This is a genomic window from Amycolatopsis sp. WQ 127309 (genome assembly GCF_023023025.1).
Classification (GTDB): Bacteria; Actinomycetota; Actinomycetes; order Mycobacteriales; family Pseudonocardiaceae; genus Amycolatopsis.
Genome location: NZ_CP095481.1, coordinates 1,774,321 through 1,791,941 on the forward strand (window position 1 = coordinate 1,774,321; position 17,621 = coordinate 1,791,941).

Sequence of the window (17,621 nt, forward strand, 5' to 3'; positions counted from 1 at the left end):
GAGGGTCGACACGCGTGATCGGGGGGACGACACGATGACGGCGGGATATCACCCCCGCTCGGCCGCGTGGGAGCGCTCCGCATCGCTAGGGTGAACGGCGTGAGCCACCCCCAGATCACGCTGACCGTCCGGCACACGCCGTCCGCGCTGGACACCCGCCGCGGCGTCGTCCGGCTGCACCCCGAAGTCCTCGACGCGCTGGGCCTGCGGGCCTGGGACGCGGTGCACCTGACCGGCGCCCGCGTCAGCGCCGCGCTCGCGGCGCCCGCCGACGAGACCGGCGTGCCGGGGGTGCTGCTCACCGACGACGTCACGATGTCGAACCTCGGCGTCACCGAAGGCGCCGAGGTCGTCGTCGCACCCGCCGACGTGTCGGCCGCGCGGACGGTGACGGTCGCGGGGTCGCGGCTGGCCAGCTCGTCGGTCAGCCCGCACGTGCTGCGGCTGGCGCTGATCGGCAAGGTCCTGACCATCGGCGACGCGGTTTCCCTGCTGCCGCAGGACCTCGCGCCGCAGCCGGGGTCGGACCCGGCCGGCCTGCGCGGCCAGCTGTCGCGGGCCATCGGCGCGACCTGGACGAACGAGCTGCTGACCGTCACGGCGACCGAGCCCGCGGGCACCGTCGCGGTTGGACCGTCCACTGTGGTCGTCTGGCGCGACGGCGCCCGGCCCGCCGCCGAACCCGCCGCGCCGCGGACGGCGACCGCGCTCGTCCGCACCACCGCCGTCACCGCGGCCGAGGAGTGGATCGACGCCGAAATCGTCGAAGACGAGGTCGAGGTCGCGGAGACCACCGAGCCGGCCGTGGCGGTGGCCGACCTGATCGGCGGCGAAGCGGCCGCGCGCAAGCTGTCCGAGTGGTTCGACCTGGCCTTCCACCGGCCCGAGCTGCTCGCGAAGCTGGGCGCGCCGGCCCACCTCGGCGTGCTGCTGTCCGGCCCGGAGGGCGTCGGCAAGGCGACGCTCGTGCGGTCGGTGGCGCAGGCCGAGAACGTCAAGGTCGTGCCGGTGGCCGCGCCCAACCTCGCCGTGCTGGACCCGAACGTCGCGGTGGCGCGGCTGCGCGAGGCGATCCGCGCCGCGTCCGGCCCGACCGTGCTGCTGATCACCGACGTCGACGCGCTGCTGCCCGCGACCACGCCGCCGCCGGTGGCCACAGTCGTGCTGGAGGAGCTGCGCGCGGCCCTGCGCCGCGACCGCCTCGCCGTGGTCGCGACGACGGCCCGCGCCGAGTCGGCCGACCCGCGGCTGCGGGCCGCCGACCTGCTGGACCGCGAGCTGGGCCTGGCCCTGCCGGACGCGAAGACCCGCCGTGAGCTGCTGAACGTCCTGCTCCGCGACGTCCCGCTGGAGCCGGGCATCGACTGCGGCGCGCTCGCCGAGCGGACGCCGGGGTTCGTCGCGGCGGACCTCATCGCGCTGCGGCGGGACGCGGCGCTGCGGGCCGCGCTGCGCCAGCGGGAAGAGGACGAGCCGCGCGTCTCGCAGCAGGACCTGGTGGACGCGCTGGCGACCGTCCGGCCGGTCTCGATGTCCACTTCGGACAACCTGGCCACCGGCGGGCTGACGCTGGACGACGTCGGGAACATGGTCGACGTCAAGCAGTCCCTCACCGAGGCCGTGCTGTGGCCGCTGCGGTACCCGGACTCGTTCGCCCGGCTCGGCGTCGAACCGCCGCGCGGCGTGCTGCTCTACGGGCCGCCCGGTGGCGGCAAGACGTTCCTGGTCCGGGCGCTGGCCGGCACCGGCGCGCTCAACGTGTTCGCCGTCAAGGGCGCCGAGCTGATGGACAAGTGGGTCGGCGAGTCGGAGCGCGCGGTGCGGGAGCTGTTCCGCCGCGCCGCCGAGGCCGCGCCGTCGCTGATCTTCCTGGACGAGATCGATGCGCTGGCCCCGCGCCGCGGCCAGTCGTCGGACTCCGGCGTCGCCGACCGCGTGGTCGCGGCGCTGCTGACCGAGCTCGACGGTGTCGAGCCGATGCGCGAGGTCGTCGTGCTCGGCGCGACGAACCGGCCCGAGCTGGTCGACCCGGCGCTGCTGCGGCCGGGCCGGCTGGAGCGCCGCGTCTACGTGCCGCCGCCGGACGCCGAAGCCCGCACGGCGATCCTGACCGCGACCTCGAAGAACACCCCGCTGGCCTCCGATGTGGACCTGGCCGCGGTGGCGTCCACTCTGGACGGTTACTCGGCGGCCGACTGTGCGGCGCTGATCCGCGAAGCGGCGCTGACGGCGATGCGCGAGTCGCTGGAAGCCCACGAAGTCACCGCGGCCCACCTCGAAACGGCCCGCAAGACGGTCCGGCCGAGCCTGGACCCGGGCCAGCTCGCGGCCCTGGAGGCCTACGCCCACGCCCAGGCCGGGGACTGAAGCCGGAACTCGCGTGATCCGGCCCGGATCCCACGTGATCGGGGCCGGAACTCGTGAGTTCCGGCCCCGATCACGCGAGTTACGTGCTCAAGCACGCGAGTTACGGGTCAGCTGCCCTTGTGGCCCGACTCGTATTCCTTCGTCACGATGATGATCACGCCCGGGCTGGCGCTCTCTATCCCGGGGAAGCGAGGCTCGGCCTTGATCTGGAACTCCTGCGCGAGCTGTTTCGCCGCGGCTTCCTCGTCGGTGCCCGGGCGGTAGAACGCCGTGGTCACCGGGATCGTGCCCTGCGAGTAGTTGCCGACCTCGTTGACGGTCCAGCCGTCACCGCGGAAGTCGCTCGCGGCCCGCTCGGCGAGGTCCTTGATCAGGGAGTTGTTGAAGACCCGGACGGTCACCCACTTGTTGCCCGTCTGCTGGTCGCCGGGCTGACCCGGCTGCCCGGACGTCGGCTGCCCCGGTGTGGGCTGGCCGGGCGTCGGCGACGACGGCGTGGGTGACGTCGGAGGGGTCGTGGACGACGGCGGCGGTGTCGACGGCGAGGTCGGCGGCGACGTCCCGCCCGGCGGCGTGCCGGGCTGGGAGCTGGGCGTACCGCTCGGCCCGGCTTCGTTCGAACCGCCACCACTCAACGCGGAGATCCCGCCGATCACGGCGGCGACGATCGCCACGCCGATCAGCACGACGCCCGCGGCCTTCATCGGCCGGGACATTCCCGAAAACACGCTCATTTCAGCTCGATCCCCAGTCGCCTGGCCCCACGCTTGCGCTGGCGGGCGGCGCGCGTCTTGCGCAGCCGCTTCACCAGCATCGGGTCGGCTTCGATCGCCTCCGGCTTCTCCAGCAGCTTGTTCAGCAGCTGGTAGTAGCGCGTGCTGGAGACTTCGAAGCGCTCACGGATGGCGTTCTCCTTCGCACCGGCATGTCGCCACCACTGGCGCTCGAAAGCGAGGATCTCGACCTCGCGTTCGGTCAGGCCGGGTACGGGCTTCGGCGGCGACGGCTGCGGCTCAGCCATCGACTCCGCGGCGTCCATCCGAGTCCCTCTCAATCGGGCGACATGGTGATCCAGACCAACCTCTTCCGCGGGCGTCATTCAACCACGGATCAACACGCCGACGTGGGCATCGACATCGGCGCGTCACGGTCTGATGCAGGTCTACCAGAAGGGTCCGACTAAACTGCCCGCTCGTGACCGTCCACGCCATCCGGATCGCCGGCGACCCCGTGCTGCACCACCCGACTCGGGAGATCACCGAGTTCGACGAGAAGCTGCGCGTCCTCACCGACGACATGTTCGAGACGATGTACGAAGCCGAGGGTGTCGGCCTAGCGGCCAACCAGATCGGCCTCGACCTGCGGGTGTTCGTCTACGACTGCCCGGACGACGAGGGCGTGCGCCACAAGGGCGTCGTCGTCAACCCGAAGCTCGAGACGTCGGCGATCCCGGAGACCATGCCGGACCCGGACGACGACTGGGAGGGCTGCCTCTCGGCGCCCGGCGAGTCGTACCCGACGGGCCGCGCGTCGTGGGCGAAGGTGACCGGCTCCGACATCGAAGGCAACCCGATCGAGGTCGAGGGCACCGGCTACTTCGCGCGCTGCCTGCAGCACGAGACCGACCACCTCGACGGCTACATCTACCTCGACCGGCTCGTCGGGCGCCACGCCCGCGCCGCGAAGAAGATGCTGAAGTCCAACAAGTGGGGCGTCCCGGGCCTGTCGTGGCTCCCGCCACGCACCCCGGAAGACGACGGCGCCGTCATCTGACCTCCCGTACTCCGTAAAGCCGTGAAGGCCTCCTTACCGGCTCTTATGGCCGGTAAGGAGGCCTTCACGGCTTTTGGCGAACCTCAGCAGCCGAGGAAGTGGCAGCGGACTACTCGCGGGGTTTCGAGCACAGCGCCCGCCTTGACGTCCTGGGCCAGGCGGACGTACTGCGCGTGCGTCCAGGCCAGCGGCGTCGCCGAGTTGTTCGGCGTGCCGGCCGGGAACCCCGTCTGGCCCGACGGCGGGTTCTCGTCCCACACCTGCTCCGGCATGGTCTCCGCCGAGCTGCTCACCCGGCCGAGGTCACGCAGCCGCCGCGCGGCCGAAGCCGGCTGGCCCAGCGTGAGTTCGTATTCGCCGCGTTCGCCGGCCAGCAGCGGCCACAGCCGGCCGAACGTCGTGCGGCTCTCGGCCGGGAACGTGTAGTCCCACGGTGAGCCGTCGGCCTGCTCGCCGTAGCCGTCCTTCGTGTAGCGGTGCCAGAACTGGCCGGTCGGCGTGGTGAACGAGATCTCCTTGTCGGTGACGCGCACGCTGTTGACGATCACCGGGTCGTCGGCGCGGTAGATGCCGAGGCGCACCAGGTCGAGGAACCCGGCGTCGGTGACCGCGCGCTGGTCCATCGTCACGCTGGAGTTGCCGAGGTTGTACGTCGTTCCGGCGTTGGCGTTGCCGTCCTTGGTGAGCCGGACGAAGTACGGGTCCTTCGACAGCGGCCCGTTCGTGGTGATCGTCTGCTTCGGCAGGTCGGCCTTGAACTTGTCCGCCGCGGCGAGGTACCTCTTGGCGTCGGCGGCCGCGCCGTTGTGCGAGGCGATGTCCGCGGCGCAGACGAGCCCGGCGATCACCGAGGCGATGGTCGACGGGGACCAGCCGTCCTGCTCCTCCCAGCGTTCCTGCTGCGTCCACGGCGCCGCCTGGCCGTCAGGACCCTTGTAGGACAACAGGAAGTCGGCCGCCTTGCGCACGCCGGGCCAGACGTCGTTGCGCCCGAGCTGCTGAGCGAGCACGATCGGGAAAGCGGTTTCGTCGAGCTGGACCGACGTCCAGTACGGCACGCCGTCGACCCGGCTGTTCTGCGGCATGTGCCCGTCGGCCTGCTGCTGCGTGCCGAACATGTAGGTCACCGCGCGGCTCGCGGCCGCCGTGTCGCCGCCGGCGGCCAGGCCGGTCGCGATCTGGTAGAGGTCGCGCGGCCAGACCAGGTGGTAGGTGCCGGACGGCGACCACTCCGGGTCGTTGTTCCCGAACCGCCACGGCATGCTCGGCGACGCGATGAACGCGCCCGGGTGGTGCTTGTCCTCGCTCGCGGCCAGCGTCAGCATCGACGCCTTGTAGAGGTCGCGCTCGCTGTCGGTCTTCAGCGACGACGGCGGTTTGCTCACCCCGCGCAGGTACTGCTCCCAGCCGCGGTCGTAGGCGCGGGTGATGGCACCGAAACCGCGTCGCTGGGACGCCTGCGCGTTGCCGAGCGCGTCGGCCGCCTTCGCGCCCATGCCGAGTGCGAGGGTGACGTGCCGGCTGCGCACGCCGTCGGCCGCGGTCTGCCCGGTGAGCAGGACGTTGCCCTTCGCCGCGCTGTCGTAGGTGGTGAGCTTGAACGTCTTCGCGAGCTGGGTGCCGCCGTCGGACGCGCCCGCGTAACCGACGCTCGTGCGCGTGAAGCCGGGCTTCGCGGTGAGGGCGGCGGCGTTGGTGGCGTCCGACGCGGTGAGCGCGTCACCCTTGCGCGCGGCCGAGTCGTCGGAGCCGTCGTTGGTCAGGTCCGGGTCGGCGACCGCGTAGAGCTGGTACGGCCGCCCGGTGAGCGACTGGAAGTCGACGTCCACCAGCACGGTCGTCGCGGCCGGGTCGGTGACGTAGGTTTTGCGCAGCCGCCACCGGTGCTGGTCGTCGGTGACGGTCTGCTCGTAGGTCAAACTGTCGTCGTCGGTCCGCCGGACCTGCTGCGACTTGGCCGTGTTGTCGGCGACGGCGAAGCTGCGCCCGTCGGTGACGACGAAGTCCATCGAGCGGACGCTGGGCGTGGACAGGTCCGGGTAGTAGACCTCGGACATTTGCCCGCCCTGGAGCGTGAACCAGACGTTGCTGCCGCGATCGTGGGCCGTGCCGAAGCCGGTCTTGTTCGCGGGTAGCCAGCTGGGATGGGCGCCGGGGGCGCCGGGAGCCGTCCCCTGGGCCGCCGCGGTCGCCGGTATGAGTCCGGTGACCAGCAGCCCGGCGAGTGCCGGAACCATGAGTTTGCGCATATCAACCCCACAGTGATGTCGCTTCTGCACCGTTACAGAAGCGACAGGCAGTGTCTCGCCGATTCTTCACGGGCGCATGGTCCGAACCGGTGAACCACTGACCGTCACTGGTCCGGTCACGCCGCCGGTTCACCAGCAGCGAACGGACTTCCGGCCGTTCGCGGCGCACACTTGATGTACCTGCAACGGTGTAATCGAGGTACTCCATGGACGAGGCGATGGACGCCTACTCGCGCGCGGTCAGCACGGTCGCCAAGACCGTCACCCCGCACGTCGCCGGGGTTCAGCTCGGGCGCGGCAGCGGCTCCGCGGTCGTCTTCGCCGATGACGGCTACCTGCTGACCAACGCCCACGTCGTCGACGGCGAACGCCACGGCGTCGCGACTTTCGCCGACGGCAGCGAAGCCCGCTTCGACGTCGTCGGGGCCGATCCGCTGTCCGATCTCGCCGTGCTGCGGGCGCGGGACGAGACGCCGTCCGCCGCCGTGCTCGGAGACGCCGACCACCTCGTCGTCGGGCAGCTCGTGGTGGCGATCGGCAGTCCGCTCGGGTTCTCCGGCTCGGTGACCGCCGGCGTCGTCAGCGCGCTCGGCCGGGCGCTCCCGGTGCGGCACGGGCGCGCCGGCCGGGTGATCGAGGACGTCATCCAGACCGACGCCGCGCTCAACCCGGGCAACTCCGGCGGCGCGCTCGCCGACTCCGCCTGCCGCGTCGTCGGGATCAACACCGCCGTCGCGGGCGTCGGGCTCGGGCTCGCCGTGCCGATCAACTCGACGACGCGCCGGATCATCGACACGCTCGTCGTCGAAGGCCGGGTGCGGCGGGCGTACCTCGGCGTCGTCGGCGTGCCCGCGCCGCTGCCCGACGACGTCGCCGAGCGCACCGGGCAGGAGGCCGGGCTGCGCGTGCGGGAAGTCGTCTCCGGCGGGCCCGCCGAGCGCGCCGGGCTGCGAACGGGTGATCTCGTGCTGACCGTCGGGCGCGCCCGGGTGTCGGACGCGCAGGGCATCCAGCGGCAGCTGTTCGCCGAAGTGATCGGCACCGCACTGCCGATCACCGTGCTGCGCAACGGAGCCATGGTCGACGTCTACGCCACACCGGCCGAACTGGTCGGGTGAGGTGAGCGGACTTGAGTCTGGCGCCCCGGCGTGGCATGGTCGGTGGCACAACACCACAACGCGGGAGCTCGCGCCATGGCGGGCTGAGAGGGTGACTGGGGATTTGTCCCGGGTGTCACCGACCGCATGAACCTGACCGGGTAATGCCGGCGTAGGGAGTGAAAGTCGTTGACAACGCTGGAGAACAAGGACGTCTCCGTCACGACCGGGCCCATCACGGGCTCGCACAAGATCTACCACCAGACCGAATCCGGACTCCGCGTTCCGGCCCGCCGGATCGACCTCTCGAACGGCGAACACTTCGACGTCTACGACACTTCGGGCCCGTACACGGATCCGGAAGCGAAGATCGACGTCCACAGTGGACTGCATCGGCTGCGGGCCGGCTGGGCCGACGGCCGGGAGCACAACACGCAGCTCGGGTGGGCCAGACAAGGCGTCGTCACCAGGGAAATGGAGTACATCGCGGCTCGCGAGCGCGTCGAACCGGAGTTCGTCCGCGCCGAGGTCGCGAGCGGCCGCGCGGTGATCCCGGTCAACCGGCGCCACCCCGAGTCCGAGCCGATGATCATCGGGAAGAACTTCCTGGTGAAGATCAACGCGAACATGGGCAACTCGGCCGTCTGGTCGTCGGTCGAGGAAGAAGTCGACAAGATGGTGTGGGCCACCCGCTGGGGCGCCGACACCATCATGGACCTCTCCACCGGCAAGCGGATCCACGAGACGCGCGAGTGGATCATCCGCAACTCACCGGTGCCGGTCGGCACCGTGCCGATCTACCAGGCGCTGGAAAAGGTCGACGGGGAGCCGGAAAAGCTGTCGTGGGAGGTCTACCGCGACACCATCGTCGAGCAGTGCGAGCAGGGCGTCGACTACGTCACGGTGCACGCCGGCGTGCTGCTGCGCTACATCCCGCTGACCGCGCGGCGCGTCACCGGCATCGTCAGCCGCGGCGGCTCGATCATGGCCGCGTGGTGCCTCGCGCACCACCAGGAGTCCTTCCTGTACACGCACTTCGAGGAACTCTGCGAGCTGCTGCGCCAGTACGACGTCACGTTCTCCCTGGGCGACGGCCTGCGCCCGGGCTCGATCGCCGACGCCAACGACCGCGCGCAGTTCGCCGAGCTGGAGACCCTTGGCGAGCTGACACACCTCGCGCGCTCGCACGACGTCCAGGTGATGATCGAGGGCCCCGGCCACGTGCCGATGCACAAGATCAAGGAGAACGTCGAGCTGGAGGAACGGCTCTGCGGCGAGGCGCCGTTCTACACCCTCGGCCCGCTCACGACGGACATCGCGCCGGCGTACGACCACATCACCTCCGCCATCGGCGCGGCGCAGATCGGCTGGTACGGCACGGCGATGCTGTGTTACGTCACGCCGAAGGAGCACCTCGGCCTGCCGAACCGCGACGACGTCAAGACCGGCGTGATCACGTACAAGATCGCCGCGCACGCCGCCGACCTGGCCAAGGGGCACCAGTACGCGCAGGAGTGGGACGACGAGCTGTCCAAGGCGCGCTTCGAGTTCCGCTGGAACGACCAGTTCAACCTGTCGCTCGACCCGGACACGGCGCGCGCGTTCCACGACGAGACCCTGCCCGCCGAGCCGGCCAAGACCGCGCACTTCTGCTCGATGTGCGGGCCGAAGTTCTGCTCGATGCGGATCACGCAGGACGTCCGCAAGTACGCCGAGGAGCACGGTCTGTCCACTGTGGAGGCCATCGAGGCCGGCATGGCTTCGAAGTCGGCGGAGTTCACCGAGTCCGGCGGCCAGGTCTACCTGCCCGTGGTGCAGCCGTGACTCCGCCCACCGCCCTCACCATCGCCGGATCCGACTCCGGCGGTGGTGCGGGCATCCAGGCGGACCTGCGCACGTTCTTCGCGCACGGTGTCCACGGCCTGGTCGCACTGACGGCCGTCACCGTGCAGAACTCCCTGGGCGTCCAGGGTTTCACCGAGATCCCGGCCGACGTCGTGGCCGCGCAGATCAAGGCCGTGGCGACGGACATGGGCGTGAACGCGGCCAAGACGGGCATGCTGGCGACGGCGGAGATCATCCGAGCGGTGGCCAAGACCCTGGACGAAGTCGGCGGCGACATCCCGTTGGTGGTCGACCCGGTGGCGGCGTCGATGACGGGCCACGCACTGCTGCGCGAGGACGCCCTGGAGGCGATCCGCACGGAGCTGTTTCCCCGGGCGACGCTGATCACCCCGAACCTGGACGAGGTCCGCTTGCTGACGGGCATCTCGGTGGTTTCTCCCGCGTCCCAACGGGAGGCGGCCGAGGCCCTGCTGGCCTTCGGTTCGCGGTGGGTCCTGGTCAAGGGCGGCCACATGACGGGCAGCACGTGCGTGGACCTGCTGACCGACGGCGCCTCGTACGTCTCGCTGAGCGGCCCCCGCTACGACACGGAGAACACCCACGGCGGCGGCGACACCATGGCCTCGGCGATCACGTCATCGCTGGCTAAGGGAGCGTCGGTCCCTGACGCCGTGACGGCGGGGAAGAAGTTCATCGAGCGCTGCGTGGCGGAGTCCTACCCACTGGGCGCGGGCGTGGGCCCGGTGTCGCCGTTCTGGGTGCTCGGCTCGTCGTGAGTGGTAATCAGGGTTCTGACCCGAATTACCACTCACGACGTGGGTCAGCGGGTCGTCAGGCGCGGGGCGTCGACTGCCCAGTACCAGTTGTTGCCCGCCGCGTAGAGGCGCCACGTGAAGCGGGCCGAACGAGCGCCCGAAGGGACCGCCACCGACGTCGTCGTCGGCTGGGACAGGACGTCGCCACCCCGGTTCGCGGACGAGGATTCCGGGCCGTACGCCAGGATCGGCTGCTCCGCGCCGCCGTCGAAGGAGACCGTCAACGCGCCGCGCTGGGTGCCGTCCTGGCGGTAGTGCGAGATGAACCCGACGTCCACTGTGGACTTACCGGCCACCGCAAGCGCCGGTGACACCAGGGAAGAGTCGAAGGTCCCCGACGAAGACGGCGACCCCTTGTCGTCCCACTCGTCGGGGTCCGCCACCGCGAAGACGCCCCGGGCGCGCACGTTCGCCTCCCGCTCCTGCCCGGGCGCGGTGCGCGTCCAGAAGTCGTCCGTCGTGAACGCCCAGCCCTGCCACTCCGCGACACCCGCGGGCATGGCCGACGCGTTGCGGACCGTCCAGCCCGACGGCGCGTCGTGCGTCCAGCCGGGCACCGACGCCGGGACGCCCGTTTCGTCCGCCCGCGGCTTCAAGACCGCCGAGTCGAACGGATCCGCGGGAAGCGAGCCCAGCGCGTAACCGTCCAGGGAGAGCGGGATTCCCAGGTGCCGCAACGCCGTCGGCGCGATATCGACGATCTTCGGCGCCACCGCGGGCGTTCCGGCCGGCACCGCGCCGCCCGCCGCGACCACGAACGTCATGCGCTCCTCGGGGCTGTCGCCACCGTGGCCGCCGGGGCCGGTGTGCCCGTGGTCGGTCGTCAGCATGACCAGCCAGTCTTCCGACGAATACGAGGGTCGCGCGTTGATCGCCGCCAGCAGCCGGCCGAGGTACGCGTCGTCCGCGCGCAGGGTCGCCGCGTACTCCGGCGAGTCGGCGCCGTGCGCGTGGCCCGCCTCGTCCGTGTCTCCGAAGTAGACGAACGACGCGTCGGCCTTGTCCTGCTTCAGGTGCTTCTCGGCGTCCGCGGCGATCTGCGGGTCCGTGTTCTCGTAGCCGGCGCTGTCGCCGTCCAGGACGTACTTGCGGTCCTGACCGGTGCGCAGGATCTTGTCGCCGATCGGCTTCCAGTCGACGGCGGCGTACGTGTCGAGCGCCGGGTTCGCCGTCTCGGCGCGCGCCAGCCAGCTCGGGTAGGCGGCCAGGTTGTTGCCGGTGAACGCGTTGTCCTTCACCAGGTGCTTGTCGGGCCAGACGCCGGTGAGGATCGACGACCAGCCGGGCCCGCTGAGCGTCGGCGCCATCCCGCTGCCGTACAGCGAGCTCCGCGCCGAGTACCCGCGCTGGACCAGCGCGTGCACGTTCGGCGTGTCGGCGGCGAGGAGCTTGTCGAACCGCGTGCCGTCGAGCCCGATCACCAGCACCTTGGGCGTCTTCGCCGCGCCCTCGGCTACGCCGGTGGTCAGCCCCGCGGCCGCCACCAACGCCGTGACCAGGCAGAACAGTCTCCGCATGAACCCTCCAGGAATTGGTTCGGATGAGTTACCCGGAGGTTAGGGAGTTACGAAGGCGACGAGGTGAACGCGCGGCGAAACCCGGTGAGCCATCAGCGGACCGGCTGCAGCTCCCGGCCGTCGTAGGACTCGCGGGCCGAGCGGATCCGCCCGAAGTTGGCCTGGGACCAGGCGCTCAGCGCGATCAGGTGCGCGCCGACCTCGGCGCCCATGTCCGTGAGCGCGTACTCCACCGACGGCGGGGTCGTCGGGTAGACCGTGCGCGTCAGGAAGCCGTCGCGCTCCAGCTGGCGCAGATTCTGGGTCAGCATCTTCTGGCTGACGCCGTCGACCGCGCGGCGCAGCTCGCCGAAGCGGTGCGGTCCGCGGGCCAGCGCACCGAGGACCAGGGCCGTCCACTTGTTGGCCAGCAGGTCCAGCACGTCACGACACGGGCAGCTGCGGAGGTAGACGTCCCAGGGTCCGTCCTGGTCGCAGGTGGTTTCCATCGGGTACCTACTTTACGAAGAAGTGCCTTCTGGCGAAAAGTGCCTACCCGCCCGAGTATAGGAGGCGACCCCGGAACGAAGGAGCGAACAGATGCGCATCGTGACCCAGCAGGCACTCGGCGGCCCGGAGGTGCTGACCGTCACCGAAGCACCGCGGCCGGTCCCCGGGCCCACGGAGGTCCTGGTGCGCGTGCACGCCGCCGGGGTCAACCCGGTCGACTGGAAGGTGCGCGCCGGCGGCGGGTTCCTCGGCGAGCCGCCGTTCACCGTCGGCTGGGACGTCGCCGGCGTCGTCGAGGAGATCGGCTTCGGCGCCACCGGCGTCCGGCAGGGCGACGAAGTCCTCGGCATGCCCTGGTTCCCGCGCCCGGCCGGCGCCTACGCGGAGTACGTCACCGCGCCCTCGCGCCACTTCGTGCGCAAGCCCGCCGGACTCTCGTTCGCCGAGGCCGCCGCGCTGCCGCTGGCCGGGCTGACCGCCTGGCAGGGCCTGGTCGACGTCGCGAACGTCCACAGCGGACAGCGGGTGTTCGTCGACGCCGCCGCGGGCGGGGTCGGGCACCTCGCCGTCCAGATCGCCAAGGCGCGCGGCGCGCACGTGCTCGGCACGGCCAGCGCGGGCAAGCACGACCTGCTGCGCGAACTCGGCGTCGACGAGCCGATCGACTACCACGACGAAGCCGCGACCGCGTCCGATGTGGACGTCTACTTCGGACTCGTCGGCGAGGAGAGCGACCTGCGCTGGCTGCCGGCGATCAAGGAGGGCGGACTGCTGATCGGCGTGCCCAGCGGCGTCGGCGACCGCGTCGAAAAGGCTGCTGCCGAACGGAAAGTGCGGACGGCACGGATCCTCGTGGAACCGGACCGCGGCGGGCTGACCGGCCTCGTCGAGCTGATCGAGGCCGGTCAGCTGAAGGTCCGCGTGGAGCAGACCTTCCCGCTGGAAGACGCGGCGAAGGCGCACGAGCTGGGTGAGTCCGGCCGGGTGTCCGGCAAGCTCGTGCTGACCGTCTAACCCCTGGCGAGCACCTGGGGCAGCACCGTCGTGAGCCCGGTCCAGTCCGACGTGATCACCGACGCGTGCTGCTTCGCCAGGTCGGCGACGCGCTGGTTGGCCTGCTCGACCGTCGGGTTGTGGGCGTCGATGGCCGGCGCGACGTTCTGGCCGTCGGTCATCACGACGTAGTAGTGGTTGGTGTCGTACCACCCCGGCCCGGTCTGGGTGACCCACGCGTTCGCGTCGCCGTCGAAGACCACGAACCACGGCTTGAGGTCGGCGGTGTACTTGTCCCGCGGGTCACCGCCGGCCGCGCCGTGCACGGTCGGGAAGATATAGGCGTCGCCGATCCGGCCGGCGTTCTTGAGCCCGAGCAGGTAGCGGCCGTACTCGACGTCGGTCTTCAGCGTGTCGGTCGGGTTCTGCTCCTCCACCGTGCCCGGGATGATCTCGGTGATCACCCGGCCCCGCAGCGCGTCCACGGACGGCCAGTTGTCCGCCTTGGCCGCGTCGTCGAGCGTGCCGTAACCGCCGAGCAGCTCACCCGGGCGGAAGGCGACGCTGCCGAGGTGCGCGCGGAACGTGGCGTCCAGCTCGTCCGGGCCCATGCCGGTGTTGTCCGAGAAGCCGGTCTTCATCTCGAGCTTGAGCGTGAGCGGCGTGTGCCCCGGGTGGGCCGCGAGCCAGATCCGGATGTCGTCGAGGCAGTACTCCAGGTTCTTGTTCTTCCCGCCGGTGTACAGCTGCGCCGCCGACGCCGCCGCGACGCAGTTGTTGCTGTTCCCCAACGGGTTCGAGTGGCTGACCTTCCACTCGTGGGTGAAGAAGTCGGGCCAGACGTCGAGCTCGATCAGCGACGAGCCGGCGTCGAGCGCCCTGGCCAGGTAGTCGTAGGCCGCCGGGTCGTACGTGTTGTGCACGCCGACCGTCGTGACGTGGGAGAGCTTCGGGCCGTCCGCGTTGGCGGCGGTCGCCCCGGAGAACGTGAGAGCGGCCGTGAGGAGTACCACCGAGAAGAGCTTCATCCAGGCTCCTTCGCCCATACAGTGCCGACGGTTACCAATCCGACAGCAGCCACGGCGGAAACCGGCGCCTCGTGCAGACCGGCTGCGGACCGTATCCGCCTACTTCCTGCCAGATTGGTAACTGGTGAGTAGCCCACACAATGTGCCACCGTGGTGGCCTGTTGATGAAGCAAAAGCGGCCGATTGGCCTAGACCAGAAGTCGGGAAGAGAATGACCACGAGCCCGCCCACCGCGTTGACCATCGCCGGTTCGGACTCCGGCGGCGCCGCCGGTCTGCAAGCGGATCTGCGCACGTTCCTGACCTGCGGCGTCCACGGCCTGGTCGCGGTCACCGCCGTCACGGTGCAGAACACCCTGGGCGTGCACGACCGCGCCGACCTGCCGCCGCACATCGTGGCCGGGCAGATCGAGGCCGTCGCGGCGGACATGGGCGTCGGCGCGGCCAAGACGGGCATGCTGGCGTCCGCGGAGATCATCGACGCCGTCGCGGCGGCGTGCGACAAGGCGGAGATCGGCCGCGACGAGAAGATCCCGTTCGTCGTCGACCCGGTCGCGGCCTCGATGCACGGCCACCCGCTGTTCGACGACGCCGGCCTGCGCGCCCTGCGCGACGAGCTCCTGCCGCGCGCGACGGTGCTCACCCCGAACCTCGACGAGGTCCGGCTGCTGACCGGGATGACGGTGAAGGACCGCGAGGGCATGCACACCGCGGCGGTGGTGCTGCACCGGATGGGCCCGCGCTACGTCCTGGTCAAGAGCGGCCACCTGCAGGCGGACCCGGAGTGCGTCGACCTGCTCTTCGACGGCTCGACGTTCGTGGAGCTGCCGGGCGAGCGCTACCCGACCCAGCACACGCACGGCGCGGGCGACACGATGGCGTCGGCGCTGACGGCGGGCCTGGCGAAGGGCATGCCGGTGGTGGAAGCGGCCCGCTACGGCAAGTGGTTCGTCTCCCAGGCGGTCGAGCACGCCTACCCGATGGGCGCCAAGGTCGGCCCGGTCTCGGCCTTCTGGCGGCTGGCACCCGAAGAGCGCTGAGCACCGGCACGACTTGCGCCCGAAGACCCGCTGGTCGCCGCCATTCGCGCACGAAACCCTCCGCTGGGGCGACCGAATCAGGCTGTCCGGCAGCCGGCCCCCGAAGATCGCGGGTCACCCCGCCGCGGCCGCACCCTTCCTGCGGCCCGTGCCCGGGACCCGGGCAAACCGGTCGCCGGCGCCCGCGCGACACGGCACCGCGCGGGCGCCCGAACCACACCAGCCTCGGCCTTCTGGCGGCTGGCACCCGAAGAGCGCTGAGTACCCGTCCGGTTACCCTTTCCTCGTTTACTGATCCTTGACCACAACGGGGGACGGCCTTGACCGGGCGCGAACGGGTCGCGAGGTTCCTCGAGGACCGCCGCTTCCAGAACTTCATCATCGCGGTGATCGTGTTCAACGCGGTCACCCTCGGCATGGAGACGTCGACGTCGCTGATCGACGGCTACGGCGGCCTCCTGCACACCCTCGACCACATCGCGCTCGGCATCTTCGTCGCCGAGCTGCTGGCGAAGTTCTACGCCTACCGCGGCGCGTTCTTCCGGGACAACTGGAACGTCTTCGACCTGCTGGTCGTCGGCATCGCCGTGATCCCGGCGACCGGGCCGTTCGCGGTGCTGCGGTCGCTGCGCGTGCTCCGGGTGCTGCGGCTGATCTCCGTCGTGCCGTCGATGCGGAAGGTCGTCTCCGGGCTGCTCGCGGCGATCCCCGGGATGGCGTCGATCGCCGCGCTGCTCGGGCTGATCATCTTCGTCGCGGGGGTGATGGCGACCAAGCTGTTCGGCGTGATCTCGCCGGAGAACTTCGGCGACCTCGGGACGTCGTTGTTCACGTTGTTCCAGGTGATGACCGGTGAGGCGTGGCCGGACATCGCGAAGGAGATCATGCAGCAGGCGCCGATGGCCTGGATCTTCTTCGTCGTCTACATCCTGGTGTCCAGCTTCGCGGTGCTGAACCTCTTCATCGCCGTCGTGGTCAGCGGCATGGAGGACGAGCTGCGCCAGGACATCCGCGAAGAAGAGGCGAAGCAGGCCGCGACGCAGGCCGAAGCGAACCGCGAGATCCTCGAAGAGCTCCGCGCCCTGCGCGCGGAGCTGGCCGAGCTGCGGCAGAACGCCGCTTAGCGGTCTTCGTCGGCGATCAGCGCTTCGAGCGCCGGGAGTGCCGTGGTCAGCGCCTCGCGGTGCTCCGGCGACAGCTTGTCGAGCCGCCGGTTCAGCTCCTGGACGCGCGTCGACCGGACGCCGGACACGAGCCGCTCGCCCTCTTCGGTGGCCTTCGCCAGCCACGCCCGCCGGTCGACCGGGTCGGACTCGCGGCTGACGTACCCGGCCTCGACCAGGGACGCGATGATCCGCGACATGGTCGCCGCCGCGACGCCCTCCTTGGCCGCGAGGTCGCCGAGGCGCAGCTGGCCGGCGTGGACCAGCGTCGCGAGCGCGGAGATCGCGCCGTGGCCGGGGCCCGGCACACCGGCCTGGCGCAGTGACCGGGACAGCCTTCCCACGGCGAGGTACAACCTGCCCGAGGTGTCCTGAACCGATGTGGTCACGGCTGGCTCCTTCTGCCCTCACCCGTGCGCGGGTGCGCCGGAAAGTTCCGTCTACCTTACGGGTTGGCGGTGCAGGTTCGGTGTTAAGGCGCTCCGGTTCACCGCGGCGGGCTCGACGCCTGCGCCCAGAAGCGCTGCGGCACCCGTCCCGCGCCGCGGGCCAGCCGTCCGGCGACGACGGCCGACCGCATCGCCGCGGCCATCCGCTCGGGATCACTGGCCCGGGTGACCGCGGTGGACAGCAGGACGGCGTCGCAGCCCAGCTCCATCGCCAGGGTGGCGTCCGACGCGGTGCCGATTCCGGCGTCGAGGATCACCGGGACGCTCGCTCGCGAGACGATCAGCTCGATGTTGTGCGGATTCCGGATCCCGAGGCCGGTGCCGATCGGCGCGCCCAGCGGCATCACGGCGGCGCAGCCGGCCTCCTCCAGCCGCAGCGCGAGCACCGGGTCGTCGTTCGTGTAGACGAACACGGTGAACCCGTCGGCGGCCAGCTGCTCGGCCGCGTCGAGGGTTTCGACGGGGTCCGGCAGCAGCGTCCGGTCGTCCGCGTGGACTTCGAGCTTGATCAGATCGGTACCGAGCGCCTCGCGCGCCAGCCGCGCGGTGAGCACGGCCTCGGCGGCCGTGCGGCAGCCCGCGGTGTTCGGCAGCAGCTCGATCCCGAGGCGCCGGAGCAGTTCCAGGACGCCGGAGCCGCCCTCGGCGTCGGCGCGGCGCATGGCGACGGTCGTCAGCTCGGTGCCGGACGCGACCAGCGCCCGTTCGAGCACAGCGAGGTTCGCCGCGCCGCCGGTGCCGATGATCAGCCGTGACGACAGCTTGTGCGTGCCGATGACGAGCGGTGCTTCGTCCAC

16 protein-coding genes and 1 riboswitch are annotated in these 17,621 nt (G+C 70.9%); of the genes, 8 read left to right on the forward strand and 8 right to left on the reverse strand.

The annotated features are described in order from the left end of the window. The first annotated feature begins 99 nt into the window (after window positions 1-99). Window positions 100-2,367, forward strand: coding sequence for an AAA family ATPase (locus tag MUY22_RS07880; protein ID WP_247058597.1), 2,268 nt, complete (start codon window positions 100-102; stop codon window positions 2,365-2,367). 107 nt (window positions 2,368-2,474) lie between these two features. Here the strand turns inward: MUY22_RS07880 and MUY22_RS07885 are convergent, their stop codons facing one another. Together MUY22_RS07885 and MUY22_RS07890 are read right to left on the reverse strand one after the other, a co-directional pair. Next, entirely contained in the window at window positions 2,475-3,101 is a 627-nt protein-coding gene (locus MUY22_RS07885; RefSeq protein WP_247058598.1) for a LytR C-terminal domain-containing protein, read from the reverse strand. Beyond that, window positions 3,098-3,406 carry a DUF3263 domain-containing protein gene (locus MUY22_RS07890; RefSeq protein ID WP_247058599.1) on the reverse strand — a complete coding sequence of 103 codons (309 nt, stop codon included), beginning with the start codon at window positions 3,404-3,406 and terminating at the stop codon, window positions 3,098-3,100. The genes MUY22_RS07885 and MUY22_RS07890 overlap by 4 nt, the downstream gene beginning before the upstream one ends. A 155-nt stretch (window positions 3,407-3,561) precedes the next feature. On the opposite strand from MUY22_RS07890, the gene MUY22_RS07895 reads away from it, so the two are divergent. Further along, the gene (locus MUY22_RS07895) at window positions 3,562-4,140 is read left to right on the forward strand and encodes a peptide deformylase (RefSeq protein WP_247058600.1); all 579 of its coding nucleotides are present in this window, start codon (window positions 3,562-3,564) and stop codon (window positions 4,138-4,140) included. An 83-nt stretch (window positions 4,141-4,223) separates the two neighbouring features. Here MUY22_RS07895 and MUY22_RS07900 read toward each other — a convergent pair whose 3' ends face one another. Then, a complete protein-coding gene (locus MUY22_RS07900) occupies window positions 4,224-6,389 on the reverse strand; it encodes a glycoside hydrolase family 15 protein (protein WP_371827593.1) in 2,166 nt (721 codons plus the stop codon). Between the two features lie 206 nt (window positions 6,390-6,595). On the opposite strand from MUY22_RS07900, the gene MUY22_RS07905 reads away from it, so the two are divergent. The 3 genes from MUY22_RS07905 to thiD (MUY22_RS07915) all read left to right on the forward strand — a co-directional run bounded on the left by MUY22_RS07905 (window position 6,596) and on the right by thiD (MUY22_RS07915) (window position 10,107). Next, complete coding sequence (locus tag MUY22_RS07905; RefSeq protein ID WP_247058602.1) at window positions 6,596-7,507, forward strand: S1C family serine protease; 912 nt, start codon at window positions 6,596-6,598, stop codon at window positions 7,505-7,507. A 50-nt stretch (window positions 7,508-7,557) separates the two neighbouring features. Further along, a riboswitch (TPP riboswitch) is annotated at window positions 7,558-7,682 on the forward strand. Then, the gene (gene thiC / locus MUY22_RS07910) at window positions 7,676-9,310 is read left to right on the forward strand and encodes a phosphomethylpyrimidine synthase ThiC (RefSeq protein ID WP_305879361.1); all 1,635 of its coding nucleotides are present in this window, start codon (window positions 7,676-7,678) and stop codon (window positions 9,308-9,310) included. It overlaps the preceding riboswitch by 7 nt. Beyond that, complete coding sequence (thiD, locus tag MUY22_RS07915) at window positions 9,307-10,107, forward strand: bifunctional hydroxymethylpyrimidine kinase/phosphomethylpyrimidine kinase (RefSeq protein ID WP_247058603.1); 801 nt, start codon at window positions 9,307-9,309, stop codon at window positions 10,105-10,107. Before thiC ends, thiD (MUY22_RS07915) begins: the two co-directional genes overlap by 4 nt. Before the next feature lie 44 nt (window positions 10,108-10,151). On the opposite strand, the gene MUY22_RS07920 is transcribed toward thiD (MUY22_RS07915), so the two are convergent. Beyond that, window positions 10,152-11,663 carry an alkaline phosphatase family protein gene (locus tag MUY22_RS07920; RefSeq protein WP_247058604.1) on the reverse strand — a complete coding sequence of 504 codons (1,512 nt, stop codon included), beginning with the start codon at window positions 11,661-11,663 and terminating at the stop codon, window positions 10,152-10,154. 92 nt (window positions 11,664-11,755) lie between these two features. Further along, window positions 11,756-12,151, reverse strand: coding sequence for a helix-turn-helix domain-containing protein (locus MUY22_RS07925; RefSeq protein ID WP_247058605.1), 396 nt, complete (start codon window positions 12,149-12,151; stop codon window positions 11,756-11,758). Between the two features lie 91 nt (window positions 12,152-12,242). On the opposite strand from MUY22_RS07925, the gene MUY22_RS07930 reads away from it, so the two are divergent. After that, a complete protein-coding gene (locus MUY22_RS07930) occupies window positions 12,243-13,166 on the forward strand; it encodes an NADP-dependent oxidoreductase (RefSeq protein WP_247058606.1) in 924 nt (307 codons plus the stop codon). On the opposite strand, the gene MUY22_RS07935 is transcribed toward MUY22_RS07930, so the two are convergent. Beyond that, a complete protein-coding gene (locus MUY22_RS07935) occupies window positions 13,163-14,173 on the reverse strand; it encodes a phosphatidylinositol-specific phospholipase C domain-containing protein (RefSeq protein WP_247058607.1) in 1,011 nt (336 codons plus the stop codon). The genes MUY22_RS07930 and MUY22_RS07935 overlap by 4 nt on opposite strands. 211 nt (window positions 14,174-14,384) lie before the next feature. Here MUY22_RS07935 and thiD (MUY22_RS07940) point away from each other — a divergent pair, with 211 nt between their 5' ends. Then, window positions 14,385-15,212, forward strand: a complete 828-nt coding sequence (thiD, locus tag MUY22_RS07940) for a bifunctional hydroxymethylpyrimidine kinase/phosphomethylpyrimidine kinase (protein WP_247058608.1) — start codon at window positions 14,385-14,387, stop codon at window positions 15,210-15,212. Window positions 15,213-15,532: 320 nt separating this feature from the next. Further along, entirely contained in the window at window positions 15,533-16,336 is an 804-nt protein-coding gene (locus tag MUY22_RS07945) for an ion transporter (protein WP_247058609.1), read from the forward strand. On the opposite strand, the gene MUY22_RS07950 is transcribed toward MUY22_RS07945, so the two are convergent. Both MUY22_RS07950 and MUY22_RS07955 read right to left on the reverse strand, forming a co-directional pair. Beyond that, window positions 16,333-16,764 carry a MarR family winged helix-turn-helix transcriptional regulator gene (locus MUY22_RS07950; RefSeq protein WP_247058610.1) on the reverse strand — a complete coding sequence of 144 codons (432 nt, stop codon included), beginning with the start codon at window positions 16,762-16,764 and terminating at the stop codon, window positions 16,333-16,335. The two genes, MUY22_RS07945 and MUY22_RS07950, sit on opposite strands and share 4 nt — an antisense overlap. Before the next feature lie 98 nt (window positions 16,765-16,862). Further along, window positions 16,863-17,621, reverse strand: coding sequence for a thiazole synthase (locus MUY22_RS07955; protein ID WP_247058611.1), 759 nt, complete (start codon window positions 17,619-17,621; stop codon window positions 16,863-16,865).